Source organism: Janthinobacterium sp. UMAB-56 (genome assembly GCF_900095265.1).
Taxonomy (GTDB): Bacteria; Pseudomonadota; Gammaproteobacteria; order Burkholderiales; family Burkholderiaceae_D; genus Janthinobacterium.
Genome location: NZ_LT607652.1, coordinates 457561 through 481678 on the forward strand (window position 1 = coordinate 457561; position 24118 = coordinate 481678).

The 24118-nt window shown below is 63.9% G+C and carries 13 protein-coding genes; 6 read left to right on the forward strand and 7 right to left on the reverse strand.

Annotated elements, in window-relative coordinates:
- The first annotated feature begins 271 nt into the window (after window positions 1-271).
- From tssF to K0F85_RS05170, 6 genes are all read left to right on the forward strand, one after another.
- On the forward strand, window positions 272-2113 hold the full coding sequence (tssF, locus tag K0F85_RS05145; RefSeq protein WP_219114835.1) for a type VI secretion system baseplate subunit TssF: 1842 nt from the start codon (window positions 272-274) through the stop codon (window positions 2111-2113).
- Window positions 2074-3102, forward strand: a complete 1029-nt coding sequence (gene tssG, locus K0F85_RS05150; RefSeq protein WP_219114836.1) for a type VI secretion system baseplate subunit TssG — start codon at window positions 2074-2076, stop codon at window positions 3100-3102. The genes tssF and tssG overlap by 40 nt, the downstream gene beginning before the upstream one ends.
- 48 nt (window positions 3103-3150) lie before the next feature.
- Window positions 3151-5895 carry a type VI secretion system Vgr family protein gene (locus tag K0F85_RS05155; RefSeq protein WP_219114837.1) on the forward strand — a complete coding sequence of 915 codons (2745 nt, stop codon included), beginning with the start codon at window positions 3151-3153 and terminating at the stop codon, window positions 5893-5895.
- 23 nt (window positions 5896-5918) lie between these two features.
- Window positions 5919-8168, forward strand: coding sequence for a DUF3274 domain-containing protein (locus K0F85_RS05160; protein ID WP_219114838.1), 2250 nt, complete (start codon window positions 5919-5921; stop codon window positions 8166-8168).
- A gap of 216 nt (window positions 8169-8384) precedes the next feature.
- Window positions 8385-9587: a hypothetical protein gene (locus K0F85_RS05165; RefSeq protein ID WP_257572534.1), complete on the forward strand. Its 1203-nt coding sequence runs from the start codon at window positions 8385-8387 to the stop codon at window positions 9585-9587.
- Window positions 9588-9615: 28 nt separating this feature from the next.
- Window positions 9616-9879 carry a PAAR domain-containing protein gene (locus K0F85_RS05170; protein WP_219114839.1) on the forward strand — a complete coding sequence of 88 codons (264 nt, stop codon included), beginning with the start codon at window positions 9616-9618 and terminating at the stop codon, window positions 9877-9879.
- Here K0F85_RS05170 and K0F85_RS05175 read toward each other — a convergent pair.
- The 7 genes from K0F85_RS05175 to cphA (K0F85_RS05205) all read right to left on the reverse strand — a co-directional run bounded on the left by K0F85_RS05175 (window position 9876) and on the right by cphA (K0F85_RS05205) (window position 23772).
- The gene (locus K0F85_RS05175) at window positions 9876-11198 is read right to left on the reverse strand and encodes an aspartate aminotransferase family protein (protein WP_219114840.1); all 1323 of its coding nucleotides are present in this window, start codon (window positions 11196-11198) and stop codon (window positions 9876-9878) included. The two genes, K0F85_RS05170 and K0F85_RS05175, sit on opposite strands and share 4 nt — an antisense overlap.
- 78 nt (window positions 11199-11276) lie before the next feature.
- Window positions 11277-12176, reverse strand: coding sequence for a MurR/RpiR family transcriptional regulator (locus K0F85_RS05180; RefSeq protein ID WP_219114841.1), 900 nt, complete (start codon window positions 12174-12176; stop codon window positions 11277-11279).
- Window positions 12177-12221: 45 nt separating this feature from the next.
- Window positions 12222-12506 carry a hypothetical protein gene (locus K0F85_RS05185; RefSeq protein WP_219114842.1) on the reverse strand — a complete coding sequence of 95 codons (285 nt, stop codon included), beginning with the start codon at window positions 12504-12506 and terminating at the stop codon, window positions 12222-12224.
- Between the two features lie 163 nt (window positions 12507-12669).
- Complete coding sequence (locus K0F85_RS05190) at window positions 12670-15354, reverse strand: TonB-dependent receptor (protein WP_219114843.1); 2685 nt, start codon at window positions 15352-15354, stop codon at window positions 12670-12672.
- A 225-nt stretch (window positions 15355-15579) separates the two neighbouring features.
- Entirely contained in the window at window positions 15580-18726 is a 3147-nt protein-coding gene (locus tag K0F85_RS05195) for an EAL domain-containing protein (protein ID WP_257572535.1), read from the reverse strand.
- A gap of 204 nt (window positions 18727-18930) precedes the next feature.
- Window positions 18931-21507, reverse strand: a complete 2577-nt coding sequence (cphA, locus tag K0F85_RS05200) for a cyanophycin synthetase (protein WP_219114845.1) — start codon at window positions 21505-21507, stop codon at window positions 18931-18933.
- An 87-nt stretch (window positions 21508-21594) separates the two neighbouring features.
- On the reverse strand, window positions 21595-23772 hold the full coding sequence (cphA, locus tag K0F85_RS05205; protein WP_219114846.1) for a cyanophycin synthetase: 2178 nt from the start codon (window positions 23770-23772) through the stop codon (window positions 21595-21597).
- Window positions 23773-24118 lie beyond the last annotated feature (346 nt).

The following is a 24118-nucleotide window of genomic DNA, read 5'->3' on the forward strand; positions in this document are numbered from 1 at the left end:
TCAGCGTGGACGTCAAGCATCGAGAGGGTCAATGCGATGCTTGAGTGCCCAAGATGATTGATTTTGAGTAACTTCCTGATTTAAAACGATTGTTTCGAATAAGTCAATTAATATTGGCAAGGAGTGAACAAAAGTTGCCATGCCAGCGCCGGGATGGCATTCCTTGCTGATGCATGCAATCTTGTTCAAACTCAACTTTCTTCGTTCCCGCTTCCTTAATAATGCAGACGAGGCTGTACCGGCATGTGCTGATCAGGCGAAGGAGGCTGGCATGGATGAGTTGCTGCAATACTACGAGCGCGAACTGGGCACCTTGCATGCGCACAATCAGGCGTTTGCCTGGCGCTATCCGGCCATCGCCGGCGCCTTGGGCATCGTGGGCGGTGACCTGGGTACCACCGACGATCCGCACCTGGCGCGCATGTTGCAGGCGTTTGCCATGTTCAATGCACGCACGGCCAAGCGCCTGGCCGATGGCTTCGGCACTTTCAGCGAAACCTTGCTGGAAGTGAACTTTCCTCATTATTTGCGCCCGTTTCCTGCCTGCGCCATTGCCCGCATCGATAACGACGCGGCCACGGTAACCGAGTTGTCCATGATCCTGCGCGGGACGCTCATGCAGGCGGCCGAGCATCAGGGCGTCACCTGCAAGTTCACGACCGCCTACGATGTCGCCGTGGCGCCGCTGCGCCTGTCCGAGGTGCGCTTCCAGTCCATCGTGGCGGCGCCGCCCACAGTGCGCCTGGCGCCGGACTTGGGGGCGGCGATCAGCATCACGCTCGAAGCGACGGGCGCCACGTCCACGCTGGACGGGCTGCCGCTGCCGGCGCTGCGCCTGTTCCTCGACGGCGAGCCTTCGTTTTGCGCCACCTTGCGCGACAGCCTGTTCCTGCGTGCGCGTTGTGCCTATGTGGAAGTCGATGGCGTCTGGCAGGCGTTGGACGCAGTGCCCTTGCATCCGGTCGGCTTTGCCGCCGAGGATGCCTTGCTGCCGGCCATGGCCGCCTCGCATCCCGCTTACCGCTTGCTGGGCGAATGGTTTGCCTTTCCGGACAAGTTCAATTTCGTCGACCTGGACCTGGCCGCGCTATGCCCGCAGTTGCCGCTGGCCTGCCGGCGCTGCACCGTGCACCTGCTGCTGGCCGACGTGCAGGCCGATGCGGATATCGCGCGCATCTTGCGGCCCCTGTCCGCCAGGCATCTGCTGACGGGATGCACGCCCGTCGTCAACCTGTTCCGCCAGGCGGCCAATCCCATTCGCCTGACGCACGCGAGTGCCGAGCATGTGCTGCTGCCATCGGTGCGGCAGGCGCATTGCTACGATATTTATAAGGTCGATAGCGTGCATGTCCTCAGTGAAACGCAGAGCGGTGGCGCACTCGATGCGTTTCACCCCTTCTATTCGATGCGCCATGGCGAAGCGGGCGGGCGCCAGGGGCGCTATTGGGTGACGCGGCGCGACGAAGACATGGCGTTGAGCAATCCTGGTTATGACATGCGCATCGCCTTTGTCGACGGCGTCATGCAGCCGCTGCACGACGCGACGCAAACGGTCTCCATCATGCTGACCTGCAGCAACCGCGACTTGCCAAGCCGTTTGGTGTTCGGCAATGCCACGGGCGACCTGCACCATGACGGCGTGGCCAACGCCTTGCCGGTGCGCCTGCTGCGCAAACCCAGCGCGGCCTGCCGCTTTCCTGCGGGCGCGGCGTCGCATTGGCGGCTGATCGCGCAATTGTCCCTGAACCATCAGTCGCTGAATGAACAGGGCTTGCCGCTCTTCAAGCAAATACTCGAGCTGTACAACTTGCCCGGTTCGGCCAGCGCGGCGCGCCAGATCGCGGGCATGACCGGATTGCGCCAGCGCGCCGCCAGCACCTGGCTGCACGATGAGGCGGGCGGCAGCCTGGTCTTCGGCATCGACGTCCTGCTGTTCGTCGATGAAGAAGCCTATGTCGGCAGCGGCTTGCATGCCTTTGCCCAGGTCATCGAACGTTTTCTTGGGCTGTATGTGCACCTGGCCGCGTTTACCCGCCTGATCGTCTTGTCGCAGAAGACTGGAAAGGAGTTGCTGTGCTGCCTGCCGCGCAATGGAAACCAGACGCTGGTGTAGTCGCGCGCCTGCTGGCCGATCCATCCGGCACCGGCTTCTTTCAGGCGGTGCGCCTGCTGTCTGCCTGGCTGATGCAGCAGGGCATTTCGCAGGAGCAGGTGTTTGAGGATTGCCTGCGCCTGCACGGCAGCGCATCGCTGTCGTTTGCGCCGGGCGAAATCGAACAGCTGTGGCTGGAACCGCAGGCGGACGGCGAAACGCAGGTGCATGTACAGGCGGCCATGCTGGGTTTTTTAGGCGTGCATGGCAGCTTGCCGCTGCATTACACGGAAACGCTCGCCCGCCACGAGCGGCAAACGGGCGATGGCGGTGCCCGTGCCTGGCTCGATATGCTCTCGCACCGCGCGCTGGCCTTGTTTTATCAAGCCTGGGCCCGCTACCGTATCGAATGCCAGCAAGACGCCGACGGCGGCGATTTCCTGCCCTTGCAACTGGCACTGGCGGGCGCCTGGCCTGCCGAGGTGGCCAGGCAGGAGGATGGCTTGCCTGCGCATGTGCTGGCCCATTACGCGGCCTTGTTGCGGCATCGGCCCGTGTCGGCCGACGTGATGCAGGCGCTGCTGGCCGAATATTTTGGCGTGCCCGTGCGTATGCAGCGTTTTATTGGCGCCTGGTTTTGGCGCGCGGCGCAAGAGCGCACCTTGCTGGCCAACGCGCATGCACGGCTGGGGCAGGGCGCTATGCTGGGCGAGCGCTGCCGGCGCGCCGACTTGCGCGTGCGCCTGGTGCTGGGGCCGCTGGCGCGCCATGTCTACGAGGATTTTTTGCCCGGCCGGCCAGGCGCGCTGGCCCTGCGCCAGATGCTGGCGCTGTTTGGCTTGCCCTGCATGAGTTTTGAGATACGCCTGGTGCTGCGCCGGGAAGACGTGCACACCTGCATCCTGGGCATGGGCGCCAGCCTGGCGGAGGATGCCTTTTTGGCCGACAAGTTGCCGAGCCGTGAGCGTGACGACATGCATTACGACATTCGATTCGATGGTTCCGCCTGAGACCGCCTTGAATGATGGCCCCCGCTGACTGTTGGAAGGAAGAAAATCATGGAAGACTACACGCAATGGCTGGTCGTGGACAAGGTCTTGACTGCAGGCAATCGCGCCTTGCGGCTGCGCCTCGCTTACCCGGAAGGCATCAATGAGGATATCTTGCTGCCTCAGCGCATCAGCGGCAGCGAGGCCATCTGCAGCGGGATCGAGTACCGCATACTGTGCGTGGCCACCGAGGCGCAGTTGCCGCTGAAACAGTTCATCGCCGTGCCAGCCGAATTGCAAATAGTGACCGACCAGGGACAGTTGCGCAGGGTCTGCGGCATCGTCGCCGAAGCGAGCGCCGGGCAGAGCGATGGCGGCCTGGCCACTTATCAGCTGCTGCTGCGCGACGGCCTGGCCTTGATGGAAAAACGCATCAACACGCGCGTGTTTCGCAATAAAAATGAGTTGCAGATCGTCCAGCTCTTGTTTGACGAATGGCGGCAGGGCAATAGCGTACTCGCGGCCAGCCTGGATTTGACCATCGATGCGGCGCTGGCCGCGCGCAGCTTGCCCGTGCGCGAATGCACGATGCAGCATAATGAGTCTGATGCCGCCTTTATCCGCCGCCTGCTCAGGCGCTGCGGCATCGCCTGGTGTTTCCAGGCGGGAGCACCGGCCAGCCCGAACGCCGTGGACGTGCCCGTGCATACCCTGCTGCTATTCGACGACGCCGGCCGTCTGGCGCAAAACGCGGCCGGCACGGTGCGCTATCACCGCGATGACGCCACCGAGGAAAGGGATGCCGTGACGGCCTGGAGTGCCGTGCGCCGCTTGCAACCCGGAAAGTCCGAACGCTACAGCTGGGACGATGGCCACCCGCACAGTTCGCAATTCATGGCCACGCAGTCACACGGCGGCGTGGATCAGGGCGGTAATGGGAATCGCCTGGCGGCCAGCCTCGACGACTATATCGTGGAGCCGCCGCTGGCCGCTGCCAGCCACGACGCATTGCGGCAACTGGGCCAGCTGGCGATGGCGCGCCACGATATGGACAGCAAGTGTTTCCAGGGGGAAGGCTGCGTGCGCGACTTTTGCGCGGGCCAGTGGTTCAGCCTGCAAGGGCATGCCGAGATCGACAGCCACCCGGTGGCCGAGCGCAGCTTCGTCGTCACGGCCTTGAGCGTGGCGGCCAGCAATAATTTGCCCACAGGCCTGGATGCCCGGGTCGAACGCCTGTTTGCGCAGAGCGGCTGGCAGTGCGATGCCGGGTCTGAGCAAGGCACAGGCGCGGACGGCTCGCCGGTTTTGCGCTACCGTAACCGTTTTACCTGCGTGCGGCGCGGCATCGCCATCGTGCCCTCCTTTGATCCGCGCAGCGACTTCCCCGTCGTCCGCCTGCAAAGCGCGCTGGTCGTCGGGCCTGCCGGCGAAGAAGTGCATTGCGATGCGCAGGGGCGCGTCAAGGTGCGTTTTGGCGCCACGCGCGCGCCGGACCACGCGCATGCCAACGGCTCCGGCGCTTCCGATACGGAGCGCGACTCAGCCTGGGTGCGCGTGGCATCGAGCTGGAGCGGCAATGGCCCGGGCAGCGGCAAACAATGCGGCACCTTGAGCTTGCCGCGCATCGGCGCGGAAGTGCTGATCGATTTTCTTGGCGGCGACCCGGACCGGCCCATCATCGTCGGCCAGCTGTACAACGCGGTGGGTGCACCGCCGGGCTTGAGCGCGCACGGCGTTTTGCCGGGTAACCGTTATCTGTCCGGCATGCGCAGCCGCGAAGTGCGCGGTGGGCGCGGCAACCAGCTGTGCTTTGACGACACCCCGGCGCAGATCAGCGCGCAACTGGCCAGCGACCAGGCGGTCACGCAATTGAACCTCGGCTATCTGGCCGAACCGCGCAGTGATGGCGCCGGGCAGCAGCGCGGCGACGGCTTTGAATTGCGCAGCGACGCCAGCGGCAGCGTGCGTACGGCCCGCTCGCTGCTGATTTCGGCCTGGAAACAGCTGGGCGCCAGCGGCAAGCAACTCGATGGCAGCGAGCATGCCGCCGTGCTGCAGGAGTGCCTGGAATTGTTGACCTCCCTGGGCGAGTTTGCCGCCCAGCACCAGGCGCTGGCGCTGGACGCGGCTGGCAGCAAGGCGCTGGGGGCGGCCATTGCCGCCGACCAGCCCGCCGTCAGCATCACGGCGCCCGAGGGCGTAGCGCTGAGCACGCCCAAGACCATCGTCGGCAATGCAGGCACGAATATCGACCTGGTGGCGCAGCAGCATCTGCAACTGAGCGCGGCCCAGCGCTGCAACGTCAACGCGGGCAAGGGCATTTCCCTGTTCGCGCACAAGGACGGCATCGTGCAGGTGGCACATTTCGGTAAATTTTTGCTGCAAAGCCAGCACGACCTGCTGCAGGCGGACGCCGCCAAGGACATCCGCCTGACGGCCGGCACGCGCCTGGTCGGCGTGGCGCAGGATGAAATCACCTTCATGACGGCTGGCGGCGCCTACCTGAAACTGTCCGGCGGCGCTGTGGAACTGGGCGGCCCGGGCGCGCTGACGGTCAAAACCGACGGTCACCACTGGAACGGCCCGGCCAGCATGAAAGGCGAGCTGCCCACCTTCGGCGAGGGCGAGCTGGGCCGCGTGCCGCGCTTGTTGCGTCCCACCGACGGCCTGCCCGTCGAAGGCGTGGAAGTGCACATCGAGCGCGAAGGCGACAGTCCCATGACGGGCGTCAGCGGTGCCGACGGGCGCGGACCGAAGGTGGCGACCGATCATCTGCAGCGGCTGAAGGGCTTTTTCTTCCGCCGCCGTTCCTGAATCCCGACATCGGAGACCACACCATGTTGTTCGATCCCCATCCACCGCTGTGCGACGACCCCGAAATCGATATCCTCGGTCAATTTTCCTGCAGCGCCAATTTCCAGAGCAGCGACCGGGACACGCTGCAACAGTTGCCGCTGCCCGGCGTCATTATCTTCGTGCACGGCGTCAATTCCGATGGCGAGTGGTACGCGGCGGCGGAAGAGGGATTGTGCAATGGCCTCAATGAGCGTCTCAAGCGTTGCTGCCATCATTTGCAGCACCGTGGCGTGGAAGGCGGCGAACTGAAAGCGGTCAATTATGGCGCCGAGATCACGGCCGAAGGCTTTCTCCATCCGGAGATGTCGGCCGACACCTTGATCCGCGATGCCGGCACTTTTTCTCCCGTGATCCGCTTTCGCTGGGGCTACAAGGCTTCCGGCGAAGAACTGCAAAAGTATGGCAAAGGCATCTACCTGAACGAACAGGATTACTGGGGCGGCGGCCCGTTTGCCAACGGCTGCAGCGCGCTGGCCGACTTGTGGAAGGAAGGGCTGAGCGAGGATCTGTTCTTGTGGAACACCATCCAGCACATGAATCCCTTCCCGGAACGGCAGGTGTACAGCTGCCCGCCGCGCCCGTATTTCGTGCTGGCCGCCTATCGTCTGGCCCGGCTGGTCGAAGCCATCCGCCAGCAGCAGGCCGACGTGCCCGTCACCATCGTGTGCCACAGCCAGGGCACGATGGTGGCGATGGCGGCCGCTTTTCTCGGCGCGCGCCTGCCCAAGGTGCAGGACAATTTTCCCTGCGTGGCCGACAACTATGTCATTTGCAATTCGCCGTACAGCCTAGCGAAAAGCAATGGCTCCGAGAACTGGGTGGCCAGCAATCTGCGCGCGGCGGATGGCAGCACGGGCAGGGTGACGGTGCAGGCGCGCATAGACACCTTGAAAAACTTCTTTGCCATCATCGGCCAGCGCGCCAGCCTGGGCGAGGCGCAGACAGACGAGGAAATCGACCGCTGCATGGCCAACGCGCAGCACGGTTTTTCGGCTGCGGCGGACCGCGAGCAATACGGGATTGCCGGCGCCGCGCGCGGGGGAAAGAAATCATCATATGGCAGGGTGACCATCTATTGCAATCCGCACGATGTGGTGGTGTCGTCCGTCGCCATTGCTGGCATCGGCTGGCGCGGCTTGTCGGGCTCGCTGGCCAAGGATAGCAAGGACGGCGGCGAGCTGGCGGCCACGGGGGCCGCAGGCGTGTGCGTGCAGCGCGTGTTTGCCCAGGGTTTTGAGGTGGGCAAACAGGGCAGCTATCACTACTGGAGCGATCACTGGCGCAAACCTGCGCCGGGCGGCAAGGACTTCTGGTTTCCGGCGCAGAAATATGCGTCGTATTCCATCAAACAAGGCGTCGAGGCCAGCCAGGGCGCCTTTTCCACCATCCTGACGGTGGGATTGGCGCCTTTGTTTATCGTGGCAACGGGCCTGGCTCAAAGCCCCTGCAATGCCTCGCCCCACAAAGACTGGAAAATCGAACTGAACGCGCCCGACCTGCTGCCGCCCTTCCAGCCGCAGTCCTTGCGCTTTGGCCAGACAAGCGAAGAATTCGACGAAGGCTACGCGCCGCCCGGCGAATCGCGCCAGGCGGGCAAGCAGCGCGCTGCCGGCGACGATTACCTTGCCAATCATGAGATTCCGCCCGGCGGCCTGCAGGGGCAGGCGGGGAAAAGTGTAGCCAAACGCATGGACAGCGCCAGGGGCACGGCCGATGACGAGGCGCGCCTGCGATTCGAGCAGCGCGCGGTGATACGCGCGCAAGCCGTACGGGAAGGAAAAAGTCCCGCAGGCCAGAAAGTCCAGCAGGAAATGCCCAACGCCACGCCCGACGCCGAATACCAAGCATGGCGCAGCAATCGGATCGAGGAAATGATGTCCAGCCAGGCCGGCGCCTATGCCACCGACCATTCCACGATCATGACCAACCCCATGCACGCAGAGCGGGCGCTCGCGTATGACGTGGCGATAGGCGTGTGCCGCATCAAGCCGGAGCAGTTGCGCAAGTTGAGGGTGGCGGCGGATTGGCGGTTGTTGAGAGCGCTAAATAATACTGAATCCGCTAAATTGTTCGAAGAATATTTTAATGATGGGAAATTGCATGGTTTGACCATCACTCAATGGTCTCAGCAGACTGGTGGGGAGTGGAGTCTTCCTGCATCCATAGTTGACGTGAGAGAAAACCCTGCTCCTGATTCGCATCCCAATTCCGGTGAGCGAGCATTTAACTAAAGCCCATTTCGTAGCTGGATATTGAATTTTTAGTGTATTGCAGAGTTGTTCCAATTTTTTGGAGGCTATACCGTGGTTAGATCTATACTTTTCTATGCGCTCGGTACGTTTTTGATTGTCTTGATTCTGTCAGCCTGTGTACGCTTGCGTACGCCTACAAGCACAAAGGTGGTATCTGTAACCCCAAATACTCCTATGCCAGTGGCGCGGCCATTCATGGCCCAAGTCGTTGGTTTGCAATGGCTAAATCCTTTGCAGCGTAGAGACTATCCAACTGAGTGGCAGTTACTTTGGACCCTCGGCTTGGCACGACCGAATCCGAACGATGACATGGTAAAAGAAAAACCTGAAAAATACTCTAAGTTGCAAAGTATTGCCTCCATTGCCATAGGCAATGAAGGCACCGAAACTTTCGATGGATACCATGAAAAATACATTAATGAATTAATGAACTTGTACCATGATGTGTATTACTCTGATCCAGAATATTTTTACAATGTTCATTCAGCCGAGGACAAGTCACGCTGGCGAGAGTTGGCTGGTATCCATATCGAGTATGCCCTGCCAGAAGGTAAGCTCGATCCGGTAGAAACGATAGCATTTGTGCGCAAAAGAGTTGCAAGGACTTTTAGCATCGGCAACATCCACTCTCCCACCCTCTGGACCCGCTCCACCCCACCTGACGTCCGCATCACCACGGGCGGTCCCAACGCCGGTTTTACGTCACTTTCCGCCGCGCTCGACTATCTGCAAAGCCACCCCAAGGAAACTGTCTGGGCCATGAACTGGGATGCGCCCAGTAGACCGCTGGACAGACAGATCAACGAAAACCTGGTGCTGCTGGTGCTGGCCGGCCCCGACTTTAAAACGGAGCGGGCGCCGCTGGCGTGGCTAGGCTATCCGAGTACCAAACAGGTCGCCGATTTCGAAGTCAAAAAGGGCGAACCACCGCGCCTGGTGCAGGCGTGGACGGCGGCCATCGAAGAGGCTGCAGCTAAGGCCAATCAAGCGGAGACCGGGATCGGTTACGTCATCCACGACGCCGGCAATACGCAGCAGGATTCGTCCGCACGACTCGGTGCGCTGGCGCAGACGCTCACTCTGCAATTGCCGGAATTTGACTTTCTCAAGCAAAGCTTCAATCTGACGGCCGTGCTGGGCGAGACGGGCGCGGGTACGGCCCTGACGAACGTGGCGCTGGGCATCGCCTACGCGCACCATTTCGGTAAACCCGTGCTGGTGGCTGGCACCAGCGACCTGCTTGCCCCCGTGGCGCTGGTGGTGGCGCCGCCCGCTGTCGTGCGGCCGATCCGGCCCGACAAGCCGTGGTTCCGCGCGCGCAGCGGCAACCATGCGTATTTGCCCTGGTGGGGCTTGCGCCACGATGCGCGCGAGTATTACCAGGGGTTTTCGCAATGAGGCGTTTTACCTATTCAAGGAGAAGAGCATGCGCGGCGTGATCCGTTTGAACGACCCCACCACCCATGGCGGCAAGGTGGTGGGTGCGGCGCCGAGCAGTACGGTGCTGGGCGTGGCCGTGGCGCGCAAGGGGGACCCTTGCGTGTGTCCGATCAAGGGCCACGTGCGCTGCGTGATCGCCGAGGGCGATCCGCAGGTGCTGATCGATGGCGTACCCCTGGCCTTTGACGGGCACAAGACCAGCTGCGGCGCCAGCCTGATGTCCACCGTAGGCAACAGCGGGCGCGGTTAGCGCAGGCTGGCGTCGATAGCCATGCCCAGCTTGTCGACGATTTCATCGACGTGGCAGGCGGCTATGATGTAGGGCGGCGCCAGCAGGATGTGGTCGCCGTGCAGGCCGTCGATGGTGCCGCCCATGGGGTAGCACATCAGTCCGTTTTGCATGGCGTGCGCCTTGATGCGCGCGTGCAGGCGGCGGGACGGGTCGAACGCCTGCTTGCTGGCGCGCTCCTGCACTAGTTCCAGGCCCAGGAACAGGCCGCGTCCGCGGATGTCGCCCACGTGCGGATGGTCGCCGAAACGTGCATGCAGCCGCTCTTGCAGCAAGTCGCCCATGGCGCGCACATTGGCCAATAAATCGCGTTCCTCGATCTGCCGCTGTACGGCGAGGGCGGCGGCGCAGGCCGTGGCGTGGCCGATATACGTGTGGCCATGCTGGAAGAAGCCGGTGCCGGCGCGGATCGTGTCGCGGATGTCCTTCGATACCATCACGGCGCCGATGGGCTGGTAGCCGGCGCCCAGGCCCTTGGCGACGCAGATCAGGTCGGCCGTGATGGCTTCTTGCTCGCAGGCGAACAGGCTGCCCGTGCGCCCCATTCCGCACATGACTTCGTCGAGGATCAAGAGGATGCCGTGGCGCTGGCAGATGTCGCGCATGCGCGCAAAATAGCCGGTGACGGCGGGCAGGGCGCCGGCCGTGGCGCCGACAACGGGCTCGGCAATGAACGCCATGACCTTGTCCGCGCCCAGTGCGGCGATATTGTCTTCCAGCTCCTGGCCCAGGCGCGCCACGTAGTCGCCATCTGTTTCATGGGCTGGCTGGTCGCGCCAGGCGTAGCATGGCGACACATGCGTCACGTCGACTAGCAGCGGCTCGAACTGCTGGCGGCGCCAGGCATTGCCGCCCGTGGCCAGCGCGCCCAGGGTGTTGCCGTGATAGCTCTGGCGGCGCGCGATGACGTGGCGGCGCTGCGGCTGGCCCCGCTCCACGAAATACTGGCGCGCCATTTTCAACGCGCTTTCCACCGCTTCCGAACCACCCGAGACGAAATACACGCTGTCGATGCCGGCAGGCGCCCGCTCGACAAGGAAATCGGCCAGCTGCTCCATCGGCTCGGTGGTGAAAAACGAGCTGTGCGCGTATGCCAGCGTGGCAATCTGCTGCTGCACGGCCGCGATCACGGCGGCATCCGAATGGCCGAGGCAAGAGACGGCGGCGCCGCCGCAGGCATCCAGGTAGCGCTTGCCGTCGCTGTCGATCAGGTAAGGGCCGTCGCCGCCCGTGGCGACAGGGTAAGTGGCGGTCAGGCTGCGGTGGAAGACATGGCTCATGGCATCGCTTTCTTGTCGGCAAGGAAGATGGCCGATTATAGGATGCGCTGCGCCGCAATGCAACGTTTGATGTATTTACTATGTATTTACATCATTTGATGTTTTTGCGTAGGCGCCCAGCGCCCGCAACTGCTTTTCCGCCGCGCCGATGGCTTGCACGGCGTCCGGCCCTGCGCGCGCCACCAGCAATGCGACCAGGCTTTCCACGGCTGCGATGCCGGCCACGATGGAGGGGAAGAACGAGGGACTGTCGACGGCGATGACGATACTGGCGTCGGCCTGCAGGGCCAGCGGCGACATGGCGCTGTCGCTGATGGCGACCACCGAGCAACCGGCCTGGCGCGCCGCCTGCGCCACCAGCAACGTCTCGCTGGAATACGGCGCGAAGCTGACGACGACGACGGCCTCCCCGGCCTGCAGGGCGCGCAAGTCCATTTCCAGGGTGCCGCCCTGGCCGCTCAGCAGCTGCACGCTGGGGCGCAGCAGCCGATACAGGTAGTGCAGGGTGTAGGCGATCGGGTGGGCGGCGCGAAAGCCCGCCACGTGCACGCGGGGCGCCGCCTGCAGCAGGCTGGCGGCCGCATCCAGGGCGGCGTGGTTGGCGCTTTCCGTGGCGGCCAGGTTGCGCTGCTGCACCGCAAATACTTCGGTGACCAGGTCGCGCTCTTTCCCCTCTTTGCCGGCCAGCGCACCGGCCTTTGCCGCGTAGCCGCTTGGCCCCGCGCGCAGGCGTTCCACGAAGATGGCTTTCAGCTCCGGCCAGCCGGCAAAGCCCAGTTGCTGCGCCAGGCGCACCAGGGCGGCCGACTGCACCTGCGCCCGCGCGGCAATGCTGCGCATCGATGACACGGCCACTTCGTCCGGATGGTCGGCCAGGTAGCGGGCGCCGGCCTGGAATTGCGGGCTCAGTTCCGCATGGCGCGCCTTGATCAGGTCCATCAGTGCCGCATAGGAGTCGTGGGGTGTCGCTGCCTGCATCGCCGTGCCTCAGATAAATAGGTTGCGGCGATGGTACAGGATTCGTCAGCGCGCCGGTAGCGGCAAGCCTTGCGCCAGCGCAGCCGTGCGCGGACGCAGGCGGGCAAACAGGTGCGGGCCGGCCGACTGGCGGCGCGGTCCCGTCGTCAGCACGCGCAAGGCGGTGGGCAGCGGCACGTCGTGGCAATGCAGGAACAGGGCGGCGGCGGCGGTGCCGGCCATTTCCTGCAAGGCCAGCGCATGCTCGACCAGCGCCGCCGTGCGCATGTCGAGCCGCACCGGGATGTCGGGTTGAAATAACTGTGTGTCGATGGGCCGTGCATTGCGCATGCTGTCCCCGCCGGGTTCGCTAGTCAAGCTGCCAGCATAAAAGCGCCCCGATGGCGCCACTTTGCGCCAGATCATTCCACTGTCGGATAGATTCCACAAAGCAAAAAAACGCCAACCGTTGCCGGCTGGCGCTGAAATCCTCGCAAGGAAGAAAGTGGGGCGGCTAGTAACTCCAACGGACGGACAAACCGACGACCTTGTCATAGCGCCGCACATCGCGCACATAGTCCGGCGTGTCGTGGTAGTCGCGGTAGGTCGAGTCGAGCAGGTTGTTGGCGTCCAGGGTCAGCGTGGTGTGTGCGTTGAGCTTGTACGACACCGACGCGTCCAGGGTCTTGGTGGGCGCCACGGTCAGGTGGATGCCCTTGCCGCGATAGTTGTAGTCGTCGACATACTTGTCGCGCCAGCTGTAGGCCAGGCGCGCCGACCACGGCCCCTGTTCGTACAGGCCGACGATATTGGCCGACCACTTCGACATGCCGGTGAATGGATGCACGCCGCCATTCAATTCTTCCAGCTCGCCCGTCATGTAGGTGGCGTTCGCTTGCAGACCCAGGCCGCTCATCCAGCCGGGCAGTTTGTCGTAGAACTGCTGGTAAGCCATTTCCATGCCTTGCAGATGGCCGTTCGAGGTGTTGCGCGGACGCGTGATGTCGTACTCGATGCCGCCATACGTTTCCTTGGCAGAACCCGTCAAAATGTAATTCTTGAAGTTGTGGCGGAACACGGTGGCCGTGACGGAGCCCGTCTGTGCGAAATACCATTCCAGCGCCACATCGAGGTTCTTGCCTTCCACGGGTTTGAGGTCGGGATTGCCGCCGCTGCCCGTCGGGCGCACCATTTCCAGGCTCTGACCCAGGCTCACGCCGGGATTGAAGTCGGCGAAGTTGGGACGCTGCACGGCCTTGCCGGCAGTCAGACGGGCGATCAAGTCCTGGCGCAGCATGGCTTTCAGGGTCATGCTGGGCAGCACATCCGTGTCCGAGGTGTTCACGCGCACCGGCGTGATGACGCCATTTTGCGAGGAGTTGCCCTGCAAGTCCTGTTTCGTCTGCACCACGCGCACGCCGAGCGTACCGTCGACCGGTATTTGCGCCACGTCAAAACCGATGCGCGTCTTGCCGTAGACGGCGTTGGTTTTTTCCACATCCTTGTAGTGGGTCATCGGATCGTCCGGGCTGCGTTCGCTGCTGCCCGTAAACAGCTGGCGCAGCACGGCCGTGTTGTTGAGCATGAAGTCGCGGCATGGCGTGAGCCAGCTTTGCAGGCCGAAGTTGCCCGTATTCTGGTGCGAGGTGCATGCCAGGCCGGGGATGGCATCGGCATACATGGTCGACGTCAGCCCACCCTGGCCATTCTTTTCGCGGATCGATTCTGCCTTGCGCTTGGCCATGCGCACGCCGCCCGAAAATTCGCGGAAGAAGCCCGTGCTGTCCATGTCGTAGGTGGCATCGGCGCGCCAGTCGGTGGAGCTGCCTTCGTCGTGGCTGTGGTTGTCGTAGAAGCCGAGCAGGGTGTAGTTCTTCGGATCCGTCATGTTGTAGCCGGGATAGCTGATCTGCGCGCCGCCGTTGACATTCGTGCTGCCGATGATGCTGGTCGGATGGGCGAGGAAGTCGAGGATGGGAAATTCGCGCTCGAAGTTGCTGACCGTGCGCGCCAGTTCCGTGGTGGCGCGCAGCTGCGGCGTGATATCCCAGCGCGCGCCGATGGCGCCTTGTGAACCGATCGAGCGATCGCGCCGCGCCTGGGTCGAACCGAGCGTGAATGGCGACCATGGGCCATCGATCTTGCCCACCGTGGCCGCCTGGCTGGTGCCGGGAATCAGGGTGATGTCCGGGTTCTGGCCCCAGGGCAGCGAACCGACGAAGAACTGGCTGTCGAAGGCGTGCTTGATCAGGGTCGACATGCCTTCTGCATACACTTCCACCTGCGAGTTCGGGCGCCACTGGAAGGCGGCATTGGCCGCATAGCGCTTGCGGTCACCCACGGTCGGGATCATGCCGACCGAATCGGGGCCCGTGATATTGCCCGCTTCCGGGCGCTTCACCGGTTCGGCGTTCCAGATCGTCTCGTCATAGTATTTGCTGCGCTGATAGGACAGGCCGAGCAGGGCGCCGAATTCGCCGTATTGGGTCTTCCAGCGGTTCGAGACCATGCCGCTGACGTTCGGGTCCGTCGAGCCGGACTTGTCGCGGTGCTCGGCGCGCACATTGCCCGATGCCGTGTAGCCCTTGAAGTCGAACGGGCGGTTGGTGCGTACGTCAACCACGCCGGCCGTGCCGCCTTCGACCATGTCGGCGCCCTGCGATTTATACACGTCCACGCGCTGCAGCATGGCAGTCGGAATGTCGGCCAGGTACAGGCTGCGACCCACGGACGTGAACATCTCGCGGCCATTGAGCAAGGTCACCACGCCGGGCAAGCCGCGGATGATGACGGAACCCGCCTCGCCGCCTTCGCGGCGGATTTGTACGCCCGTCACGCGGCCGAGGATTTCGGCCACGTTCTTGTCGGGGAATTTGCCGATTTCATCGGCGACGATGGAGTCGACCACCTGGTCATTGTTTTTCTTGATCGTCTGCGCGCTCTGTGCTGCGCGGCGCACGCCCGTGACGGCGACCACGGCGATGCCGCCATTGTCGGCTGGCGCCGTCGCTTGCGCGGGTGTTGTCGGTGCCGTTTCCACCGCTTCCGCCGCAGGTGTCTCCACGGCGGGTGCCTGTTGTGCCCAGACGGAGGCGCTGCTCAGCAGGCCGGCGCCGGCCAGCGCGGCCACCGTGCTCTTCAAGGTCAACCGTGTATTTTGCTTGGGCGTGCGGGTGCCCGGGGCCATCAATTGCTTCATCTTGTCTCCACCTGTATTTTAGTTATGTTGAGAACGCTGCGGCAGTCGCCGCCAGAGCTGGAACTTGCTCAAGAAACATGGTATGGGGAATGACTTTGCCCCACAAATGACTTCTTTTGCGATGTCAATACCGTTTCCGGTATCCCTGCCGCATTCATGCGCCCTGGCGGTGCAGCGCGCGTTGTCGAATCCGGCGCGCGCGTTGCGCGCGCTCCACAGCAGGCGTCAGGCGGCGCAGGACACGGCGCTTTGCGCCAGCCAGGCCAGGAATTGCGCCTGCGGCATGGGGCGGGCAAAATAGTAGCCCTGCAGCTCATCGCAGCCGGCGTGGCGCAGCACGTCGGCATCGGCCGCGCTTTCCACGCCCTCGGCGGTGACCGTCAGGCCCAGGGCATGGCCAAGGCCGATGATGGCTTTCGTCACCGCCAGGTTTTGCGGCGAACCGTGGATGTCCTGCACGAAGCTCATGTCGATTTTCAGCTTGTCGAGCGGGAAGCGGCACAGGTAATTCAGGCTCGAATAACCGGTGCCGAAATCGTCGATGGAGAGTGCAAAACCCAGCGCCTTGATGGCGTGCAGGGTGGCGATGGTGTCGTCCACATTGTCCATCAGGATCGATTCGGTCAGTTCGAATTCGATCTGTCCTGGCGTGACGGCAAACTCGCGCAGCACTTCGCGCAAGGTGGCCACGAGGGTGCCGCTTTTCAGCTGGATGGCCGACAGATTGATCGACACGGCGATGTCGCCCGCACCGGCCTCGCGCCAGGCCACCTGCCGGCGGCACGCTTCGCGGATAACCCACGCGCCGATAGAGACGATCAGGCCCGATTCCTCGGCGGCGGGAATGAAGCTGTCGGGCGCGATCAGGCCGTGCTGCGGGTGCTGCCAGCGGATCAGGCTTTCCACGCCATTCAGGCGGCTGCTTTGCGCATCGATGCGCGGCTGGTAGTACAGCACCAGTTCCTGCCGTTCGATGGCGTGGCGCAGATCGCTTTCCAGGTGCAGCTGCTGCAACTGTTGCTCCTGCATCTGCGGCGTGAACATGCGCGCGTGATCGCGCCCGCCGCTCTTGGCCTGGTACATGGCCGCGTCGGCGTGGCGCATCAGGGTATCCATGTCGTCGCCGTGGTCCGGGTAGATGGCCACACCCACGCTGCACGAAACATACAGCTCGCTGCCTTCCACCTGGTGCGGCTGGCGCATGGCCGGTATCAGCCGCGTGTCGAGCAGGACGCCGATGCCATCTGCGTCGCCAATGCCGTTGAGGATGACGACGAATTCATCGCCTCCCAGGCGACTGACGGTATCGCCTTCGCGCACCAGTTGCAGCAGGCGCGCCGATACCGATTGCAGCAGCGCGTCGCCCACATGGTGGCCTAGCGCGTCATTGACGTGCTTGAAGCGATCCAGGTCGACGAACAGCACGGCCACTTTTTCGCCGCTGCGGCGCGCCTGTGTGATGGCGGCCGCCAGGCGCAGTTTCGAGACGTGGCGGTTCGCCAGCCCCGTCAGCGCGTCATGGTGGGCCATGTGCTCGATCTGCCGTTCGCTGGCCTTGCGTTCGCTGATGTCGAGCGAGCTGGCGATGAAATGCGTGGTGACGCCATCGAGGTCGCGCACGGCGTTCATCACCAGCCAGGCCGGATAGCTTTCCATGGACTTGCGCTGCACCCGGATTTCGCCTTGCCAGTAGCCGCGTCGCGCCAGGGTCTGGCGCAGGCTGTCGAGCTGCTCGGGACTGTTGTCGGGCGCGAGCAGGAAGGCCGGGTGCTTGCCGATCAACTCCACCAAGTCGTACAGCGCGTGGCGGCGGAAGGCCTGGTTGACGGTGATGATGCGCATGTCGGCATCCATCACGATCAGGCTTTCGGCCGATGCCTCGAAGACCTTGGCCCACAGTTCCAGGCGCGATTCCATCAGCTTCATCTTGTTGATCGGCGTGAAGGTCGACAGCACGGCGCGCTGACCCTGGTAGTCGATCAGGCGCGCGGAAATCAAGGCCCAGGTGGGCGTGCCGCCGCCACTCCAGCACACCTCGAATTCATCGACGGCGCCCAGGTCGCTCAAGCGCTGGAAGAAGCGCGAACGGGCTTGCGCACTCATGCCGCCCACCCACGGGTCCAGTTCCAGGCTACCCTGCCACGCATGCGCGGCCTGGTTCGCATGCAGTACCTGGTGATGCGGGATCGAGGTGACCATCAGCGGGATGGGAATGGCGTCGACCAGCTGGCGCTGCGCATCGGCCGCGCTGGCGCGCGCCACCAGATCCTGCTGCGCCATGCGCTGGAAGTCGAGCTGCTGCAGCATGGTATTGAAGGCGCTGACCAGGCGCCCCGTTTCGTCCTCGCTGTCCCAGATGGCACGCAGGCTATGGTCGCCCGTTTCGCGTACCTCCTGCGCCACGCGCGCCAGGCGCCGGATGGGCAGGGCGATCTGGCGCGCGACGAAAAACACCAGGCCCAGTATCATCGCCAACAGCAGCACGGCCGTGCCCAGGTGCAGCCACATGCGTGTGAAAAAGCCGTCCACGCGTCGCTGGATGAGGCGGTGCAATTGGCCTTCCGCCGCGCGCCAGGCACGCTGCAGGGCCACCACGGCTAGTGCGTCATGTCGCAGCAGCGCCGTGCTGCTTGCGGCATCGGCTGGCGCACCGGCCAGCGCCTGGGTACTGGCGCGAAATTGCGCCACGGCTTGCTGCAGGGCTGCGCGCGATCCCTCCAGGTGCTGCAGCAGCAGCGGGGCGCTGGCCGCAAACGCCTCCGTGTAGTCGCTGCCGATGCCGCCCATGGTGGCCTCCATGCGGCCTTCCAGGATCAGGAACTGGGTCTGCAGGCGCTGGCGCTGCGCACCTTTGGCATTGGCCAGCTGAAGGGCCAGGGCGCGCGTGCTGTTGAGCAGTTCCAGCAGCTCGGGAAAGCGCAGGATCACCAGCGACATCGTGTAATAGCTGTCCAGGTCCGGGTCGAGGATCAGGTTCGACTGGTTGCCTACGCGCGTGAGCAGTGCGCGTCCGGCGACGAAGGCGGGCGAGGGCGCGATGTCGTCGTCCGGCGCAGCGGGAGTGTTGCCGGCCTGGCGCAGCAGGGCGGCAAATTGCGCATTCAGTTCGGCGCTGCGCATGCCGCCACCGAAGCTGCTTTCGGCCTGCTCTACGGCGGCGGCCTGCGCGCCGGCTTGAGCCGTGCTGCGCGTCAGGGGCAGTAGCGCATCGCGGATCGCGGCGATGTAGTCATTGCCAGCCATCTCCTTGCGCGAGAAATCGATGGCGAGGTATTTTTCGTTGATGAGGATGCCGGAAATGAAGATGACGGCAGAAAGATCGAGCAAATAGATCAGCGCCAGTTTGCGCCCCACCGTCAATTTTCCGATCATGCGCGAGATTCTGCCCACCATGCGTGTACCACCTTCTCGTCAGCCAAGTTTGTGTTTTCTTATAAGCAATTTTCATGCCTGAATTTGCAAGCTTGCAAGGTCGATACCAGGGTTTTTTGCACCATGCCTGGGCGTCGCTGGAGCCGGCGCGCGCCAATAAAAAGGGCGGCCCGCAGGCCGCCCTGGTGCGCAGTGATGCGGTGCTTAGGCTGATGCTTCGGCGACGCGCTTGGCGATGTGCGCCAGCGCTTCTTCCACCTGGTCGATCAGGATCAGGCACAGATCGCCTTCGTTCAAGCGTGCCAGTGCCTTGTCGATGGCGACGAATTCGCCGTTGATTTCATCGATATGGCTGGTGCGCTTGGCGCCGTTCAAGCCCTGGCGCAGCAATGCCACGACTTCGCCGTCGGCGCGGCCGCGCTGGCACTGGTCCTGGTATAGCAGCACGTCGTCGAAGGCAGCGCCGAGGATTTCCGTCTGCTGGCGGATGTCTTCGTCGCGGCGGTCGCCGGCGCCGCTGATGACCACCGAGCGGCGCTTGGCTGGCATGCTTTCCACGGCCTGCACCAGCGCCAGGATGGCGTCCGGATTGTGGCCGTAATCGGCGATCAGGGTGGCGCCCTTGTAATCGAACACATTGAAGCGACCCGGCGCGTTGTCGGCTTCATTGGCAAAGGTCTTCAGGCCCAGCGCGATGGTTTTCCAGTCCAGGCCCACGGCCCAGGCAGCGGCCAGCGACGCCATGACGTTATCGACCTGGAAGCCGATGGCGCCATTGCGCGTGATCGGCACTTGCGACAGGGCGATTTCGTGGCGCTCCTGGCCTTGCGCTGCGACCAGCTTGCCGTCTTCCACGTACACCACGCGGTTGCCCTGTGCGCGGTGCGTAGCCATGACGGGATGCGTCTTGTCAGCGGCGAAGAAGGTCACCGTGCCACTGCAATTCTTGGCCATGCGCGCCACGGCCGGGTCGGTGGCGTTCAGGACGGCCACGCCGCTGTCGGCCACGTTCTGCACGATCACGCGTTTCAGCACCGCCAGGTCTTCCACGGTGGTGATGTAGTTCAGGCCCAGGTGGTCGCCCGCGCCGATGTTGGTGACCACGGCGACCTGGCAGCGGTCGAAGGCCAGGCCTTCGCGCAGCATGCCGCCGCGCGCCGTCTCGAACACGGCCGCGTCCACGTCAGGGTGCAGCAGCACGTTGCGCGCGCTGCGCGGGCCGCTGCAGTCGCCGCTGTCGATCTGGCGCCCTTCGATGTACACGCCATCCGTGTTGGTCATGCCGGTGCGCAGGCCGGAGGTGGTGAGCAGGTGGGCGATCAGGCGCACGGTGGTGGTCTTGCCGTTGGTGCCGGTGACGGCGACGACGGGAATGCGGCCATCATCGCCTTCGGCGAACATGGCGGCGATGATGGCTTCGCCGACTGGGCGCGGCTTGCCGAATGACGGCGCCAGGTGCATGCGCAGGCCTGGCGCGGCGTTGACTTCGACGATGCCGGCATTCTGCTCTTCCAGCGGTTTCAAAATGCTCTCGGAGACCACATCGACGCCGCAGATGTCCAGGCCCACCATGTGCGCGGCCGCGATGGCGCGCGCCGCCACTTCCGGATGCACATCGATGGTGACGTCGGTGGCCGAGCCGCCTGTCGACAGGTTGGCGTTGTTGCGCAAAATCACGCGCTGGCCCACTGGCGGTACGGATTCGGCCACATAACCCTGCTTGGCCAGGCTGGCCAGGGCGATGTCGTCAAAGCGGATTTTCGTCAGCGAGGTGGCGTGGCCGCTGCCGCGGCGCGGGTCCAGGTTGACCTGGTCAACCAGTTCGCGCACCGTGTGCTGGCCATCGCCCACCACTTGCGGCGGGTCGCGCCGCGCCGCGGCCACCATCTTGTTGCCGATGACGAGCAAGCGGAAATCGTGGCCCGGCAGATAGCGTTCGACGAGGATGTCGTCGCGGAATTCCTGCGCCGCGATAAAGCCGGCCGTCAGTTGCTCGCGCGTGGTGACATTGACGGTCACGCCCTTGCCCTGGTTGCCATCTTTGGGCTTGACGACGACGGGCAAGCCGATCTCGCAGGCGGCGGCCCAGGCATCGTCGGCGTCGATGGCGACACGCCCTTGCGGCACGGGCACGCCAGCCGAATCGAGCAGCTTCTTGGTCAGTTCCTTGTCTTGCGCGATGGCTTCGGCGATCGCACTGGTGCCATCCATTTCGGCGGCCTGGATCTTGCGTTGCTTGCTGCCCCAGCCGAACGTCACCAGGCTGCCTTCGGTCAGGCGGCGGAACGGGATGTTGCGGGCCACGGCGGCGTTGACGATGGCGCCGGTCGAAGGGCCCAGGCGCACGTCTTCATCGAGTTCCTGCAACTGGTGCAGGGCGCCGGCCAGGTCGAACGGTGCATCGTCGAGCGCAGCCTGGCACAGCTGTTGCGCCAGTTCCAGGGCCAGGCGGCCGACGGCTTCTTCGGAGTATTCGACGACGACCTGGAAGATGCCTGTTTCCAGCGTCGGCGTGGTGCGGCTGAAGGTGACGGGGCAGCCGGCTTGCGCCTGCAGGCCCAGCGCCGCCAGTTCCAGTACTTGCGCCATCGGCGCGGCGTTGTAGTTGCCCAGCGGTTGCAGCGGGCTCAGTTGCGGAAAGAGCGCGCGCAGGCGGGCTTCGAAGCCGGGCAACTGGGCGATGTCGAGTTCCTGCGTGGTGCAGGAAACAATGGCTTCCACGGCGGTGTCGTGGCTCCAGAGGTTAGGGCCCCGCAAGGCCCGTACGCGAGATACTTCCATAATTAAACCGTAATCCTGTTGTGTTCTTGTGGGCCCGGCCGTCCTGGCCGGGCTTGAGTGCTGCTTTGCCTGTACCTTGGTTGCCGATTAGTTGCCGATGCAGCCAGGGGCCGCATCGAACGTGCGCAGGCCTGCGCAGATAAGGTCGACGGGCAGGTTCAGGGCCCAGGCGGCGGCCGCGACGGCCAGCACGCTGTCGACATTGCCGGCCGTGGCCGGTTTCAGCAGGTCCAGGCACAGCAAGACCGTTTCGATCCCGCCTTCGGCCAGCACGATGTGGTTGTCGCGCACGTACACGGCGCGCTGGCCGGCGGCCAGTTGCGCCGCGATGGCCGGCGAGCTGCCATCCTGCGCATACAGGGTCACGCTGCCGTCGCACAGCTCGGCCAGTTCCAGCACGTGGGCGTTGGCGGCGTTGAGTACGGCCACGCCCGTCGGCACGACGACGTCTACCTGGCTGCGCACGGCCTTGTACAGGCCCGCTTCATCGAGCACGTCGAAATCCTTGACGCTCTCTAAACTGCCCATGTCGGTGACGATGCCGATCTGGCATTTGTCGTAGGCCAGGCCTTCGGCCAGGATCATGCGCGGATTGCTCTCGAACAGGGCGGTCTGCACGGTGCGGTTGAGCAGCAGGCGCTGGCCCGCGTCCCAGTTCACGCAATCGCTGCTGACGACGCGGCGCTGATCCAGGTACATGCCTTCGCTGCAGACGGCGCCCGTGTGCAGGCCCGACAGGTTGAGGAGCTTGCACAGCATGCGCACGATCAGGCTGGCGCCGCGCGTGCCCGTCACGCCGATCAGCGGAATGCGGCCCGTCTCCTCAGGCGCGAAGAGGTGCTCGACGATGGCCGCGCCGACAGGGCGGGGCTGGCCCACGCCCGGCTTGATGTGTGCCAGCAAGCCGGGGCTGGCGTTGACTTCGATGATGGCGCCGCGCTGCTCTTCCAGCGGGCGCGTGATGTCGGTAGTAACCAGGTCGATGCCGGCGATATCCAGGCCCACCACGCGGGCGGCCAGCAGCGCCGCATGCACGACGGAGGGATGCACGTCGTCCGTGACGTCGATGGCCACGTTGCCGTTCGGCTGGATCAGCACTTTCTGGCCCGCCTGCGGCACGGACAGGGCGGTCATGCCCTGGCGTTGCAGTTCCAGCACGATCTCGCCCGATTCATGCGGCTTGACGGTGCCCAGCGGGAAGTCTTCGCCTTCGCCGCGGCGCGGATCGGTATTGATCTGGGTGTTTACCAGTTCCAGTACGTTCGAGACGCCGTCGCCATCGACCCACAAGGATTCGCCCTTGGCGGCCGCGATCAGCTTGTTGCCGACCACGAGCAAGCGGTGTTCGTCGCCCGTGATGAAGCTTTCCACCAGCACGGCCGAGCTGTCGCCCTTGCGCGCGGCCAGTTCGTAGGCGGCTTTCACATCGGCTTCCGTCATCAGGTTGAGCGAAACGCCGCGGCCATGGTTGCCGTCGTACGGTTTGACGACGACGGGCACGCCGATGTCTTGCGCTTCTTCCCAGGCCGCTTCGGCGCTGCGCACCAGGCTGCCTTCGGGCACCCGTACGCCGCACGATTTGAGCAGGAATTTAGTCAGGTCCTTGTCGCTGGCAATGCCTTCGGCGATGGCGCTGGTGCGGTCCGTTTCGGCCGTCCAGATGCGGCGCTGCGCGGCGCCGTGGCCCAGTTGCACCAGGTTGCCGTCGTTCAGGCGCAGCGAAGGGATGCGGCGCTCGGTGGCCGCATCGACGATGCTGGCCGTGCTCGGGCCCAGGCAGCGCGCGTCAACCATGTCGCGCAGCGGTGCCAGGGCCGCTTCCAGGTCGTAGGCTTCATCGTTGATGGCGGCCATCAGCAGCGCGCGCGCGGTGGTCAGGGCGGCACGGCCCACGTGCTCTTCACGCGTGCGGAAAGCCATCTTGTAGACGCCGCGCTGGCTGGTCGAGCGCGTCTGGCCGAAGCCCGTGCGCATGCCTGCCAGGTTTTGCAACTCCAGTACCACATGCTCGAGGATGTGGGCCGACCACGTGCCTTCGCGCAGGCGCTCGAAAAAGCCGCCGCGCTCGCCCACGCCGCAGCGATGCTCGATCATGCCAGGCAGCCATGCCACCAGGCGCTCGTACAGGCCGGGCAGGGTATTGGATGGATAGTCTTCCAGTTCGCCGATGTCGACCCAGGCTTCAATCACCGGACGGTAAGTCCAGATGTTGGGGCCGCGCAAGTGGGTGACGCGGAGAAATTCGATGTTCTTCTTCTTGATCATGTAAGTGGTTTCTTGATAACAAGCCAGGCGTCTGGGCGCCAGATACTTTATGTTGGCTTTACAGAGTCTTTTCAGGCTCGTGCTTGGTTCTTTATCCCGGGTACGCGCAGTGTGCCACTTTTAGCGGTCCATTGTCGCGTTTGCTTCTCGTATTCTGCTGGTGTCGTCATTCTAATTGTTACCAATTGTTGCCATACTTGTTATAAAGATACCGACTCTGGGCCAAGCTGGAGTATTTGCGCAACAGCGGGCTGTTGTATACTTCCCTCAGTACGGGGGCCGCGTTGCAAAAGCGCCGCGCCTGCCTGGCACTTCCTGCGACGACCACTTATTTTTTGCTCCGTTT

What these genes read in the sequence shown, in the direction of transcription:
- K0F85_RS05180 (WP_219114841.1), bottom strand. Translation starts at nt 12,176, where the DNA reads ATGCAGGCAGCGACACCCCACGACTCCTATGCGGCACTGATGGACCTG.
- K0F85_RS05155 (WP_219114837.1), top strand. Translation starts at nt 3,151, where the DNA reads ATGGAAGACTACACGCAATGGCTGGTCGTGGACAAGGTCTTGACTGCA.
- K0F85_RS05160 (WP_219114838.1), top strand. Translation starts at nt 5,919, where the DNA reads ATGTTGTTCGATCCCCATCCACCGCTGTGCGACGACCCCGAAATCGAT.
- K0F85_RS05190 (WP_219114843.1), bottom strand. Translation starts at nt 15,354, where the DNA reads ATGAAGCAATTGATGGCCCCGGGCACCCGCACGCCCAAGCAAAATACA.
- K0F85_RS05170 (WP_219114839.1), top strand. Translation starts at nt 9,616, where the DNA reads ATGCGCGGCGTGATCCGTTTGAACGACCCCACCACCCATGGCGGCAAG.
- cphA (WP_219114845.1), bottom strand. Translation starts at nt 21,507, where the DNA reads ATGGAAGTATCTCGCGTACGGGCCTTGCGGGGCCCTAACCTCTGGAGC.
- tssF (WP_219114835.1), top strand. Translation starts at nt 272, where the DNA reads ATGGATGAGTTGCTGCAATACTACGAGCGCGAACTGGGCACCTTGCAT.
- cphA (WP_219114846.1), bottom strand. Translation starts at nt 23,772, where the DNA reads ATGATCAAGAAGAAGAACATCGAATTTCTCCGCGTCACCCACTTGCGC.
- K0F85_RS05185 (WP_219114842.1), bottom strand. Translation starts at nt 12,506, where the DNA reads ATGCGCAATGCACGGCCCATCGACACACAGTTATTTCAACCCGACATC.
- K0F85_RS05195 (WP_257572535.1), bottom strand. Translation starts at nt 18,726, where the DNA reads ATGATCGGAAAATTGACGGTGGGGCGCAAACTGGCGCTGATCTATTTG.
- K0F85_RS05175 (WP_219114840.1), bottom strand. Translation starts at nt 11,198, where the DNA reads ATGAGCCATGTCTTCCACCGCAGCCTGACCGCCACTTACCCTGTCGCC.
- K0F85_RS05165 (WP_257572534.1), top strand. Translation starts at nt 8,385, where the DNA reads ATGGCCCAAGTCGTTGGTTTGCAATGGCTAAATCCTTTGCAGCGTAGA.